The sequence below is a fragment of the Roseiflexus sp. genome (assembly GCF_057785375.1).
The window spans coordinates 1-13,166 of record NZ_JBYNRX010000022.1 but is presented as its reverse complement, the minus strand read 5'-3'; the positions used below and the strand labels follow the sequence as shown (position 1 = coordinate 13,166).

Genomic DNA, 13,166 nt, shown 5'->3' with positions numbered 1-13,166 from the left:
GACCCGCCCGTCCAGGCCGCGCCGTGGGGCAATCGTCCACATGCGCGTCGGGGCGGGTCTGAGACCCGCCCACATCATGCATGGTGGGGCGGGATCGGCGGCAGGGCCATTCACCGCAGATGCCGGTTGAAGAAGGCGACGATCCGTTGCTGCGCGTCGCGCGCTGAGGGTTCGTGGTAGCCCATCTGCGTCACGCGCCACGCCACGCGCAGCAGCGCAGGCGCCTCGCGCGGATCGTGGTTGTTGAGGAAGGCGTGCCCGGCATCAGGATACTCTTTCACGTCGTGATCCACGCCGAGTGACGTCAGGGCGCGCTCGAGGCGTCCAGCCGCGCCGCGCAGCGTCACGTCCTTTGCGCCGTAGCTGGCGACAATCGGGCAGGCGCCGGCAAGAACCCGTTCGAGATCATTCGGCAAGACGCCGTAGTTGACGCTCGATGCGGCAAATCCGTCGCCTGGCGCCAGCAGTAACGCAAATCCGCCGCCCATGCAGAAGCCGATCACCCCAATCTTGCCGATGCAATCGCTGCGCTGCGCCAGCCAATCGCGGGTTGCGGCGATGTGGCGGAACATCATCCCCTGCCACGTCAGATAGTCGCGGATGATCGAGCGCAAACAGGTGATCACCGTACCGCCATCGAAGAGATCGGGGGCCGCTGCGAGGAACCCTTCGCTCGCCAGCCACTCCGCCTGGCGGCGCGTGTCGCTGCGCATGCCAAGCGCGTCGTGAATGACAACGACGCCGGGCCAGGGACCCGCGCCGTCCGGCGTGGCGAGATAGGCGTTCAACGCGCCATCGGGCGCGGGAATGATGACGTCTGGCATGGTTGTGTCCTTCTGATAGGGAGGGAACGATTTCAATGGTATCATATCATGTGCGAAGGTTGCAGGTTGAAGGTGAAACGTTTCACGTTGCCAGTAGCGACGTTGCACCGCAACGTCGTGTCGCGTTGAACAGTAGGGGCGCGGCGTACCGCGCCCACAAGCGGCGGTGCCGCGCCCGCGCGCGGGCGCCGTTGAACGTTGAACGCGGGCAAATGGTAGGGGCGCGCCCAGACAGGATCGAGGATCTTGGTAGGGAAGCGCAGATTGCAGGCAGGTTCCTCTGCGTCCTCTGTGTCTCTGTGGTGAATCCACAGGTGTGAAGGTCTGAAGGATGACAGCATGAAACCGCCCCAATTTCGCACACTGGCATACGCGCTCCTGGCGCTGGCGGCGCTGGTGATGCTGGCGGGCCTGGCGATTGGCAACCGCGGCGACGCGCGCAACCGTATTCCGCTGCCGTTGCGGATGCTCTCGTCGTTGCTGGTGTGGTCTGCCGCGCTGTTGTTGTGGCGCAACGCCGATCCTGCGCTGCGCCGGCCTGCGGCTCTGACAGCAGCCGGGATGGGATGCGGGTTCCTGGGAGATCTGATCATGGCACGGGTCATCCCGCTGCCGGAGTACGTCATATTCGGCATGCTCGCGTTTGGCGCCGGGCACGGGTGCTATATCGGCGCAACCGCAGCACATCTGGCGCGACGGGGTGCGCTGACATCGGCGGCTATTCCGTTGCTGGCGAGCTGGCTCATCGGGGCGATTGGCTGGTATGGCGCGGCGCGCAACCCGGCAAAAGCGGGCGTGTTGAACTATGCGGCGCTGGCTTATGCGCTGCTCCTCGCCTCGATGAGCGGTATGAGCGCGGCGCTGGCGATGCGTGATCCACGCTATCTCTCACTTGCACTCGGCAGCGCGCTCTTCTTTCTCTCCGACCTCATTCTGGCGGGTGAACTCTTCCGTGATCTGTTCTTTCCTCACATTGGCGATGCCATCTGGCTGACGTATCTCACGGGCCAGGGGTTGATTGTAGAGGCGTTGGAAGGGGGTCAGAGCGAGGGTCATCTTCCATCAATCTGCGCAGGGCGCGGATAGCGACGCGCATGCCTTCCGCTCCGCTCAGTCTGCCCAACGCATCAATGGCCTGAATGTGCGGTTCGATTGTCAGATACCCCCGATACTCGCGCAACTGCAGGGCTTCCAGCAGCGCCCGAATATCGCCATCTCCCTCGCCTGCAGGACGCACGCTTCCATCGGTGAAAACGGCGTCTTTGACGTGGATATGAGCGACGAAATCGGCGAGGAGCGGCCAGGCGTCGCGCATGGGATGGACGCCGCACTGAATGAAATTGGCTGGATCGAAAGCGGCACGCAGTGCAGGCGATTTGATCGTGGTAAGCAGGTCGTGACAGCGTTCTGCCGTATCACCATAGATGCCTTTTTCGTTTTCGTGGATCAGCGTTATTCCAGACGCATCTGCGCGATGCGTCAACGCTGTCACGCGCTCTATCACCTCATTGCGATGGATATGCGCTTCACCAGCAGGTAGGTAGAAAGAGAATATCCGGATGAGGTGCGTACCAAGCGCTTTGGCAGTGACAATGGCGCGTTCGAGCCGCTCCAGTTCGAAAGAACGCGGCGCTGCGACGGGCGATTTCCCGATGGGGCTGCCGATTGCCGAAACAACGAAGCCGTTCGCATCGAGCAGTTCACGAACGCGGCGCAGATCCTCAGTATCTAGATCGAGTACGTTCCTGCCCCAGACGCCGCGCAGTTCAATCGCCAGAACGCCTTCGGATCGGAGAAGATCGAGTTGCACGGCAAGATCATCGGCGATTTCGTCGCCAAAGGCGCTCAGAAGAAAACGTTCGAAAGTCATTGTATTTCTCCCTGCCACTGTGCTTTCATGAATGCCAGCGCGACTGGCGCCTGCGCTGCCAGGTTTTGCCAGTTGCACTCCGCTGAAATGCGTGCGTCGTACCCGGCGGCGCGCAGGACGCGCATGAATCCGGCATAGTCGCACCCCAGCGTATCGGGCGATTGTCGCCCGCCGCCAGCCACATGGACATGCGCCACCTGTGGCATAGCGTTTGCTACGGCGTCGAGTGGTTCGTGTTCGCTCTCGATGTGGTAGAGGTCCGCCAGCAGTCGCACATCGTGCAGACCGCGTTCGCGGATAAAGGCGGCGCACTCGTCAACGGTGTTGAGCACATTGCAGTCCTGCTGGTTCAGATGTTCGAGCGCCAGGGTGATGCCGCAGCGTCCGGCTTCTTCACCGGCAAGCGCCACCGCAGTGGCAATCTGATCGAGCGCCCGATCGCGCGGCCATCCATCGGGGATGCGGCGAGCGGCGCCGCTTCCGAGCACGGCGACAGCGGCGCTGAGCGACGCCATTCGACCGAAGGCGCGACGCAGGTAGGAACGTAGAACCTCCAGGTCTGCGTGCGGTCCACAGAGCGGTATGTCGCCGGGTACCAGAACATTGAAGGATTCGGGATGAATGGGTGCGGCGGCGATGGCGCGCAGTGCTGGCGCTGCCGTAGCATCGCCATCGAACGGCATCACAGCGTGCGCCGGCAGTTCGCAGAAATCGAACCCGGCTGCAGCGACAATTTCGATCTGATCGGGCGTAGTACAGACACCAAAACGCATGGGTTGGCTCCTTGAAATCTACACTGTTGCGGGGGTTCACAGGGGGGCGCTCCTACCTTCTGCCCTGCGCGGGCGCCCACAGGGGGGCGCTCCTCTGCTACGACGGGCGCGCCGGTCGTCCGGTGCGCGCCGACTCGTAGATCGCCAGCACGACGGCCAGCGCGCGGCGCGCTTCCTCGCCGGCGACCAGCGGCGCGCGCCGGTCGCGGATTGCTGCGGCGAAGTCGTGCATGATGCGGGTATGCCCGATGGCGCTGATACCGGTCGGATGCGCGCCCGCGCCGGCTGCCTGACGTCCTGCGCCGCCGCCTGCTCGTGGTGCAACAGCGGTCGTTTCGATTGTTGTGTCCCACCGCACAATCGCCTCGCCCTCAATCTGCACCCCGCCGTGTGTGCCATAGACCTCGACGCGATGGGGGAAGCCTGGCGCAACCACTGTCGTAGCGGCGATAGCGCCCAACGCGCCGCTGGCAAAGCGCAACGCGGCGCTGACGCAATCTTCGACTTCGATAGCGCGCGCCAGCGTTGTGGTGTATGCCTGCGCCTCAACAACATCATTGCCCATGAGCCAGAGAAGGAGATCGACCAGATGAATGCCCTGGTTCATCAGGACGCCGCCGCCGTCGAGCGCCCATGTGCCGCGCCAATCCGCCGAATCGTAGTATTCCTGGGTGCGCAGGTAGGGGACGGTAATGATGCCAAGCGCCAGCCGACCCAACGCGCCTGCCGCGATTGCATCGCGCACCGCGCAGAAATCCGGGTCGGTGCGGCGCTGAAGCGCAACGCCGAGATGGACGCCAGCCGCGCGGCAGGCGTCGATGAGCGCATCGGCGTCAGCCAGCGTGGTGGCGATTGGCTTCTCGACCAGCACATGTTTGCCTGCCTGCGCTGCGGCAATGCCCTGCGCAGCATGCTGCCCGCTTGGCGTGCAGATGCAGACCGCATCAATGTCATTGCGCGCCAGCAGTGCATCAACATCGGGTTCGACACCGGCGCCGAAGGCTTCTGCCAGTGGTATGGCGCGTTCAGTCCGACTCGCGCAGACGGCGACCAGCCGGGCGCCGGGCGTCTGCGCAATCGCCTGCGCGTGATAGCGTCCGGCAACTCCGGCGCCGATGATGCCAAAACGAACCTCGGCATCGCTCACAGTCTTTTCCTTTCCGATCGCAGGTCATCGAGCAGCGCATCATACGCCTGGCGGTCGAGCGGCAGCGTGACCGCCTGCCCGGTGATGCCTGAGTAGATCACTGCATTGGCGAGTTCGAGCGACATACGCGCCTCGCGCGCATCGCAACGCGGGCGACGACCTTCCGCGATGGCAGCCGCCAGATCGTGGTAAACCGCCAGATGACCGCCGCCATGGCCGGGGAGGTGAAGCGTTTCGGTTCGAACCTGCGGCTGACTCCACATCTCCCGCACGGTTGCGCGGTACTCGCTCAATGGCGTGGCGAAACGGCGGATGGTCAGGTAATCCGTGGTCAGTTCCAGCGCGCCGTGGTCGCCGACTATTTCGGTGCGCTGCGGCGCGCCGGCTTCGACCGTGCTGAAGTAGATGTAGCCGAGTGCGCCGTTGGAATATTCCAGCAACGCCTGTGCGACATCTTCGCACTCGATGGCGTGCCCCAGCGTGCGCACCCATCCCCAGACCTTTGCCGGCAGTCCGGTCAGATGGCAGAGGAGATCAAGCGGATGCGGACCCTGGTTCATAAGCACGCCGCCGCCTTCGCCGCGCCATGTGCCGCGCCAGGCTGCCGAGTCATAGTAGAACTGTGTGCGAAACCAGGGTTCGACGCACAGAACGCGCATGATGTCGCCGATGTCGCCAGCCTCGATCAGCGCGCGGGAATACTCAACGACCGGGCGAAATCGTTGCTGAAAACAGACCGCGAGGATTCGCCCGGCGCGATCAGCGGCGGCGATCATGGCGTCTGCTTCGGAGACGCTGACCGCTAGCGGCTTCTCGACCAGTACATGCGCGCCGGCTTCCAGACAATCGATTGCCAGCGCGGCATGGAACGGGTGTGGCGTGCAGATCACGGCGACATCGGGGCGAATAGCGTCGAGCATCGCGCGGTGATTGGCGAAGAAGGGACAACCGGCTTCGGCAGCGCGCGCCTCGCCGCGCTCGATGGCAATATCTGCCATGCCGACAATTGTGGCGCCGGGAAGTTGGGTAAGCGCTTTCACGTGCGTTTCAGCGATTCCTGCGGCACTGCCGATGATGCCGAAACGAAGGGCGGGGAGGCTGGCTTCTTCTGTCATAGATGATTCTCCTCTATCCTGAAGTCGTTGATGATGGCTCGTTCTCGCTGATAGGTGCGATGCCATGCGTTTCCGCAGGAAGGCGGTCTGGAACGTTCCTGCGCAACTCTGCGAGCCACACATCCGCCTCGGCATCGCTTGGCGCACGCCAGTCGCCGCGCGGCGAGAGCGAGCCGCCGGAGCCGACTTTAGGAGCGTTCGGCAGCGCTGAACGTTTGAACTGACTGGTTTTGAAGAAACGCCAGAGAAAAACTTCGAGCCAGCGCCGGATCGTTGCCAGATCGTACTGACGACGCTCGTCGCCCGGAAGTCCGGTGGGCCATTCACCGCAGGCTGCGTCGCTCCAGGCGTTCCACGCAAGAAAAGCGACCTTGCTCGGACGAAAGCCGTAGCGTGTGATGTAAAAAAGGTTGAAGTCCTGCAACTCATAGGGACCAATGATCGCCTGTGTGCTCTGCGCAGGACGCGAACGATCAGCGCCGTCGGGCGGCACCAGTTCGGGTGAAATCTCGGTGCTGAGGATCGAACGGAGGATGGCGCTCGTCGCAGCGTCGAACTGCCCCGAATCGGCGACCCAGCGGATGAGGTGCTGAATAAGGGTCTTTGGCACGGATGCGTTGACGTTGTAGTGCGACATGTGATCGCCGACGCCATACGTCGCCCAGCCGAGCGCCAGTTCGCTCAGGTCGCCGGTGCCGACAACGAGCGCGCCGTGCAGGTTCGCCAGGCGGAAGAGATGCGATGTGCGGTCGCCTGCCTGCACATTCTCGAAGGTGACGTCGTACACCGGTTCGCCGCGCGCAAAGGGATGCCCAATGTCGTGCAGCATTTGCATGCACGATGGTCGAATGTCGATTTCGCCGACGCTGACGCCGAGCGCATGCATCAATCTGCGCGCATTGGTCAGCGTGATGTCGCTGGTGGCAAAGCCCGGCATGGTATAGGCGAGAATATTCGTGCGCGGGAGGTCGAGCCGGTCCATGGTGCGCGCCGCAACGATCAACGCCTGGGTTGAGTCCAGTCCGCCGGACACGCCGATCACGACCTTTTCGATGCCGGCGCTGACCAGACGCTTCATCAGGCCGTGGACCTGGATGTTGTACGCTTCGTAGCACCGTTCGTCACGACGCGCCGGATCGCCGGGTACGTAGGGAAAGCGGGCGATGGCGCGTCGGAGTGGCACATCGCCAGTAGAAACCTCAAATGTGAAAGGAATATGCCGCATAGCGTGCAGGCGTTCGCGGTGATCGCCGGCCGAGTCGGCGAAACTGGTGGTGCGCATCCGTTCCTGCACGATCCGCTCGACATCGATATCGGCGGTGATGATCTGCTCATCCTGGGCAAAGCGCTCACTTTCCGCCAGCAGTTCGCCAAGTTCGTAGATCAGCGCATGACCATCCCACGCCAGGTCGGTGGTCGACTCGCCGGGACCTGCGGCAGAGTAGAGGTAGGCCGCCAGGCAGACGCCGGACTGAGCCGCGCACAGCGTGCGCCGGTAGTCGGCTTTGCCGATAGTGATGTTGCTGGCGGAAAGATTGGCAAGGATCGTCGCGCCTGCCAGGGCGGCGAACGTGCTTGGCGGCGCGGGGACCCATACATCCTCGCAGATTTCGACGTGCAGCGCGAAACCGGGGACATTCTCCGCAGTGAAGATCAGGTCGTTGCCAAAGGGAACAGAAGCGCCTGCCAGCGTCATCGTGCGCCGGATCGCGTCGCGCGCGGCGCTGAACTGTCGTTTTTCGTAAAATTCCCGGTAGTTGGGGATATAACTCTTCGGCACGACTCCCAGGACGCGCCCGTGATACATGACGACAGCACAGTTGTACAACCCGCCGTCAACGCGCAACGGTGCACCAACTAGCAGCACCGGCGTCAGAGCGCGGCTGGCGTCGATCAGGCGCGTCAGAGCGTTCAATACACCTTCGAGCAGCGCATCTTGCTGGAACAGGTCGTCGCAGGTATACGCCGAAAGACCGAGTTCGGGAAAAAGGGCAATGGCGGCATTGGCGGCGCTGGCGCGTTCTGCGAGGGCAAGCGTGCGGCCGGCATTGTAGACCGGATCGGCGACGCGCAGGGATGGAATGCAGACGGCAGCACGGATAAAGCCGTGGGTGTAGATCGAGTTGAAGGGGCGCATAGAACTTCCCTTTCGATGTCGCGGTAGAGTCAACCGATTTGGTGTCAGTATAACACTTTCTTGCCGGTTGGGGAAGAGGGTTGCAGGTGACAGGTGTGAAGGTTACAGGTAGGGGCGCGGCAGCGCCGCGCCCACGGCGCCACGCCCGCGTCGGTGCGCCCACACGCTGTGTCCATGCGCTACAATACGACGCATGCACGAGACCATACCCGCAATTCCTGGAGCATCGTTGCGCGACGCACTCACTGCTGCACTCGGCGATGCGGCGAAGGCGGCGTGGTTGATCGCGCGCGGCAGCGTGTGGGTGAATGGCAGGCGTGTGCGCGATCCGGAGATGCCGCTGCCTGCCGATGCCACGGTCGTTGTGCAGCGCCCGCCCGATGGCGTCTACCGCGATCCGGTCGTGACGCCAGGAATGATCCTGTACGAAGATGATGACCTGATTGCACTCGATAAGCCCACGGACACGTATGTGGAGGCGACGCCATGGGATGCGGAGGGGCATCTGCGCGTGGCGCTGGCGCGTTTCCTGGAGGCGCGCGACGGGTCGGCGCCGCCGTTGCACCTGGCGCATCGTCTCGACCGGGACACATCCGGCGTCCTGTTGCTCTCGAAGGCGCCCGATGTCAATGCAGCGCTCCAACGCGCCTTTCACGAAGGAACGGTGCAGAAAACCTATCTGGCGCTCTGCGCCGGGCGACCCGCCTTCGACAAGATCGAGATCGAAACCGGTCACGGACGTGGACGTGGCGGCCTCTTCCGCGTTTTTCCGCGCGAAGAGATCGGGCGCGTGCTGCCGCAGGGCGGAACGGTCAAAGCCATGCGCACCTGGTTGAAGGTCGTGCGGCGAATGGACGATGCGGCGCTGGTGTGCGCCATGCCCCTCACGGGACGTTCTCATCAGATCCGTCTGCACCTCGCTTTTCTGGGGCATCCGCTGATCGGCGATGTCAAATATGGCGGACCATCCGCCTGGCACGGCGATGCAACGCAGCACCATCACCTGCACGCCGGGAGGCTTGAACTGCCGCACCCGCGTAGCGGCGCAACGCTCGTCATCCAATCGCCGCCGCCGGAGTGGGCAAGCCAGGGGTGACAGTCACCGGGCGGGTGTCGGGGTTGCGGTTGTCGGCGCAGCAAACATGCGTGATGCGATGTAGTTGGCGATTCCCTCGACGTTGGCATATTCCATATTCGCCAGCACAATAATCGTCGTGTGGTCATCGGGGTAGCGGGCAAAGAATGTGGCGACGCCGGTCATGTTGCCGGGATGGCTGATACGCCGCCGCCCGTCGATGGTTTCGATCTTCCAGCCAAAACCATAATTGCGCAATGCCGGGAGGAACATCTGATCCAGTTGAGCGCGCGATAGCGCCTCTTCGGTGGCGAGCGCCCGATCCCAGCGGAAGAGATCACTGACCGTTGAGTACAGTCCGCCGGCTGCGTAGAGCGTCGAAGCGTCGAGGAAACCGGATTTCTTGCCGGGCACGACATATCCCTGCGCGCCGCCGACGATCGCGCTGCGGTTGGTATCGTATCCCGTGTCGGTCATTCCAAGTGGGGCGAAGAAGCGTTCCTCCAGATAATCGGCGTACTCCATGCCCGACACACGCTCGATGATCAATCCGAGCAGCACATAATTCGAGTTGCAGTAGTGGTAGAGCGTGCCGGGCGCGAAACTGAGCGGAAAGCCACGGAATCGCTCGACCAGTTCCTGCGGCGTTGTCGGGTTCATTTCGGTTGGCTCGAAATCGGCGAAAGCGGTGTAGTCGACCAGGCCGGAGGTGTGGGTCAGCAGGTGGCGGATCGTCAGCGGCTTCCAGGCGTCGGGGCAGGGTTCGAGGTAGGCGCAGATGGCGTCGTCAACGCTCAGTTTGCCGTCCTGCTGCAAGGCAAGAATAGCGGCAGCAGTGAACTGTTTGGTGATCGACGCCAGACGGAAGCGCGTCCGCACCGTATTGGGCGCGTTGTCATCAGCATTGCCGTACCCCTTTGCAATCACCACCTCGCCATTCTGCGCGACGAGCGCCGCTCCCTGGAATTGCCCACTGTTCGCAAGGCCGGTCAGGTACGCATCGATCTCGCGCCCCAGCGGACTGAGCGGCGGTGCGCCAGGACCCTCCCCCGGCATCAGCGTCGGCGTTGGCGGAGGCGCCGGAGACGCCGATGGCTGTGGTGTCGGCGTCGGCCGCGGCGTTGCAGGAGCGGCAGTCGTAGACTCGGGTGCGACGACCGCTGCAGCAAGCGTGGTTGGCGACGGTGCGGCTGCCTGCTGAAACCTGCGGGTCACGAGCGGCGCGCTGCATGTGCCGAGCACGATGAGCAGCGCACCTGCCGCGATTGCCACAATGCGCGCGACCGGTGTTATGGTGCGCTGTGCGTGATGACGCCGCCGACGGCGGGAACGAGGTTGAGAATACACGAGTTGCATTCTACCAGATGTGAGAACTGAGAACCGAGAACTGAGAACCGAGAACTGAGAACTGAGAACTGAGAACTGAGAACTGAGAACTGAGAACTGAGAACTGAGAACTGAGAACCGAGAACTGAGAACCGAGAACTGAGAACCGAGAAGCAGGCCAGGGGTCAGGAGTTGCCTTAACCTTCGCACCTGCCATCTGTCACCCTGTGCCACGTTCTATGTTCAACAGCAACGTTCCCGCCTTACCCGACCCGCGCCCGGACGCTGCACTGGTGCGCGTTGCCGCCGAGCGCGCGCGAGAGGCGAGTTCCCGCCTTACCCGACCCGCGCCCGGACGCTGCACGGCTGGAGGAGATCGCGGTAGATGCTAAGAATATCGCAGGCGACGTGTTCCCAGTCGAACTGCAATGCGCGTTCGCGCGCGGCTGCGCCCATCGCGGCGCGTTCCGCGTTGTTCTGCAACAGGCGCTCGAGATGGTTTGCCAGCATCGTCGGGTTGCCCGGCGAGGTCAACAACCCGCTAACGCCATCTTCGACAATGAATGCCGGACCTCCTGCATTCGTAGCGATAACCGGTGTGCCGCACGCCAGCGCTTCGAGCGCCGCCATCCCGAACGACTCATAGTGCGATGGCATGGTGACGACATCGGCGGCGGCGTAGTACAGTGGCAGACGATCCTGCGGTTGCGCTCCGGCGAAGTGGACGACATCAGCCACGCCGAGCCGCCGACGGATCGTGTCGAGGCGGCGTTGCTCGACATTCCAGGACGCGCGTTCCTCTTCACTCCCACCGCCGACGATCAGCGTCGTCAGTGCGCCGCGCCATTCAGGGCGGCGTTGCAGCAAGAGCGCGCTGGCTTCGATCAGCGTGTCGATGCCTTTGAGCGGCTCGATGCGCGCCACCAGCAGGATGACACAGTGCGGCGGCGGCGGCAGATCGAGCGCTGCACGCGCCGCCGACAGATCGCGTGGCTGAAAGCGGCGTAGATCGACCCCAGCCGGCGCCACCCTGATCTTCGCCATATCGGCGCTATAGTGCCAGACTATCTGCGCCCGGTCGAGCGGCGTCGCCGCCACGATCGCGTCGGCCTCGCGCAGAATGCGTCCCTCGACGGCAACCCGTCGTCCGGTCTCATGTTCCTCTGTGCCGCGCGCCACCTGATTCTTCACTGCGCCAAGGGTGTGGAACATGTGAACAATGGGTGCGCCCCAACTGCGACGCAGCGCCAGCGCCGCTTCGCCGGAGACCCAGTAGTGGCTGTGGATGATGTCGTAATGCAGGTCCTCGCTATCGGCAAAACAGCGCACCCGGCCAACGAACTCCGGAAGATAGTCCAGCAGACGATTCTTATCGTATGGCGCGGGAGGACCGGCGCGCACAGAGATCAACCGCACCCCCCGGTCGATCTGGACAACCGGCGGCGTGTTGCGTTCCTGAGCGCGGGTGAAGATGTCGACCAGGATGCCACGCCGTCCAAACTCGCGGCTCAATTCACGAACATAGACGTTCATTCCTCCCGCCTCCTTGCCTCCCAGGCGTGCGAGGGGGCTGCTATGAACGCTGAGTGTTGCGATGCGCATGCAATTGTTCTCCTGAAACCTGTGATATGTACGGAAGCGCGTACCTGGCGCTTCTCCGCAGGCAAATACCGTCAGACATCAAGAGGGATGCGGTTGCCGCATCCCTCCTGCGCCTCTGTGCGCTGTATTCCCCGACATTATACGATCAAACGGCCATTTTGTATGCACTGCCGTCGCCTGCGAACTACCCCACCAGCAGCACTTTTCCAGGACGGGTCCTTTGTTCAGCGGCAATGACCGCTTCTCGCACATCGGCGAGGTCATACTCGGCTGCAATGAGCGTTTCCAGCGTGCTATCGGCGATCAACCCGAACAGCGTAGTGAAGAGGGTCTGCACCTGGTCTGGCGTGGCGGTCTGAAACCAGTGCGACAGCCACCAACCGCGGATCGAGGCGCTGCGGAACAGCAGCATTCCCGGATGGAGGGTAAGCGGCTCGCCGGCAATGGCGCCATAGACGAGCATCGTCCCACCGGCGCCGAGCGATGCTGCCAGACGCGACCCGCTTGCGCCGCCGACCGAGTCGAGCGCGTAGCGCACCCCTTTTCCGCCTGTGAGAGCATGCACCCGTGCAACCACATTCTCGTCTTGCTCGCAGATCAGTTCATCTGCTCCCAGGGCGCGCAGGTCATCGATAACCTCACGCCGTCGCACGACGTTGATCGTGCGGAAGCCAAGGCGTCGCCCCAGCCGGATGACGTGCCGCCCGACGACGGAATTGGCGGCGTTTTGCAGCACCCACTCACCGGGTTCAACCCGTAGCGTCTCAGTGAGCATCAGCCAGGCGGTCGCCGGATTGACCAGCGCTGTCGCAGCCTGCTGGTCGCCGATTGAAGCGGGAACCGGAATGGTTCTGGCGGCGGGAACGACCACATACTCCTGCCAGAGTCCCGCCGCGCCCATCGGAATGACCCGTTCCCCGATGGTGCGGTCGGTCACCCCTTCGCCGACGCCGACGATCACGCCGACGCCTTCGAAGCCGGGAACGGCGGGCAGTCGCGGTAACGTACCGTACAACCCGCGAATGACAAACAGGTCGGAGGGATTGATCGGGCGAGCCTGCACCCGCACCAGCACCTGACCAGGACCCGGTTGCGGGGCGGGAATGGTTTCGACCGTCAGAACATCGGTGGGTTCCCCAAAAGAGGCGAAACGAACGGCACGCATAATGTGCTTTCTCTCCTGCAATGTGAGCCGGGTGCGTGACAATCGGTAGTGTACCATGAATAGTGCGCGTTGCACGTTGCGCGCGGGAAAGGTGCGCGGAGGGGCGTGAGGCGAGGGGCGTGAGGTGAGGGG

At 63.3% G+C, this 13,166-nt stretch carries 11 protein-coding genes; 2 read left to right on the top strand and 9 right to left on the bottom strand.

Going from position 1 to position 13,166, the window contains the following annotated elements:
* Positions 1–110: 110 nt before the first annotated feature.
* Positions 111–824 carry a dienelactone hydrolase family protein gene (locus tag AC3EA7_RS03755; RefSeq protein WP_488612693.1) on the bottom strand — a complete coding sequence of 238 codons (714 nt, stop codon included), beginning with the start codon at positions 822–824 and terminating at the stop codon, positions 111–113.
* Positions 825–1,163: 339 nt separating this feature from the next.
* Between AC3EA7_RS03755 and AC3EA7_RS03750 the strand changes: the two genes are divergently transcribed.
* Positions 1,164–1,910: a lysoplasmalogenase gene (locus tag AC3EA7_RS03750; RefSeq protein WP_488612692.1), complete on the top strand. Its 747-nt coding sequence runs from the start codon at positions 1,164–1,166 to the stop codon at positions 1,908–1,910.
* Here AC3EA7_RS03750 and AC3EA7_RS03745 read toward each other — a convergent pair.
* The 5 genes from AC3EA7_RS03745 to AC3EA7_RS03725 form a co-directional block, all read right to left on the bottom strand.
* Positions 1,825–2,694, bottom strand: coding sequence for a sugar phosphate isomerase/epimerase family protein (locus AC3EA7_RS03745; protein ID WP_488612691.1), 870 nt, complete (start codon positions 2,692–2,694; stop codon positions 1,825–1,827). The two genes, AC3EA7_RS03750 and AC3EA7_RS03745, sit on opposite strands and share 86 nt — an antisense overlap.
* Positions 2,691–3,467 carry a sugar phosphate isomerase/epimerase family protein gene (locus AC3EA7_RS03740; RefSeq protein ID WP_488612690.1) on the bottom strand — a complete coding sequence of 259 codons (777 nt, stop codon included), beginning with the start codon at positions 3,465–3,467 and terminating at the stop codon, positions 2,691–2,693. Before AC3EA7_RS03740 ends, AC3EA7_RS03745 begins: the two co-directional genes overlap by 4 nt.
* 97 nt (positions 3,468–3,564) lie before the next feature.
* On the bottom strand, positions 3,565–4,614 hold the full coding sequence (locus tag AC3EA7_RS03735) for a Gfo/Idh/MocA family protein (RefSeq protein WP_488612689.1): 1,050 nt from the start codon (positions 4,612–4,614) through the stop codon (positions 3,565–3,567).
* Positions 4,611–5,729 (bottom strand): Gfo/Idh/MocA family protein, encoded by a 1,119-nt coding sequence (locus tag AC3EA7_RS03730; protein ID WP_488612688.1) that lies wholly within the window; start codon positions 5,727–5,729, stop codon positions 4,611–4,613. Before AC3EA7_RS03730 ends, AC3EA7_RS03735 begins: the two co-directional genes overlap by 4 nt.
* A gap of 13 nt (positions 5,730–5,742) precedes the next feature.
* Positions 5,743–7,866: an NAD(+) synthase gene (locus AC3EA7_RS03725; protein ID WP_488612687.1), complete on the bottom strand. Its 2,124-nt coding sequence runs from the start codon at positions 7,864–7,866 to the stop codon at positions 5,743–5,745.
* A gap of 229 nt (positions 7,867–8,095) precedes the next feature.
* On the opposite strand from AC3EA7_RS03725, the gene AC3EA7_RS03720 reads away from it, so the two are divergent.
* Positions 8,096–8,962, top strand: a complete 867-nt coding sequence (locus AC3EA7_RS03720; RefSeq protein ID WP_488612686.1) for an RluA family pseudouridine synthase — start codon at positions 8,096–8,098, stop codon at positions 8,960–8,962.
* Between the two features lie 3 nt (positions 8,963–8,965).
* Here AC3EA7_RS03720 and AC3EA7_RS03715 read toward each other — a convergent pair whose 3' ends face one another.
* From AC3EA7_RS03715 to AC3EA7_RS03705, 3 genes are all read right to left on the bottom strand, one after another.
* Entirely contained in the window at positions 8,966–10,297 is a 1,332-nt protein-coding gene (locus tag AC3EA7_RS03715) for a serine hydrolase domain-containing protein (RefSeq protein ID WP_488612685.1), read from the bottom strand.
* Positions 10,298–10,603: 306 nt separating this feature from the next.
* A complete protein-coding gene (locus tag AC3EA7_RS03710; protein WP_488612684.1) occupies positions 10,604–11,869 on the bottom strand; it encodes a glycosyltransferase in 1,266 nt (421 codons plus the stop codon).
* Between the two features lie 184 nt (positions 11,870–12,053).
* Positions 12,054–13,034, bottom strand: a complete 981-nt coding sequence (locus AC3EA7_RS03705) for a zinc-dependent alcohol dehydrogenase family protein (RefSeq protein ID WP_488612683.1) — start codon at positions 13,032–13,034, stop codon at positions 12,054–12,056.
* Between the last annotated feature and the right edge of the window lie 132 nt (positions 13,035–13,166).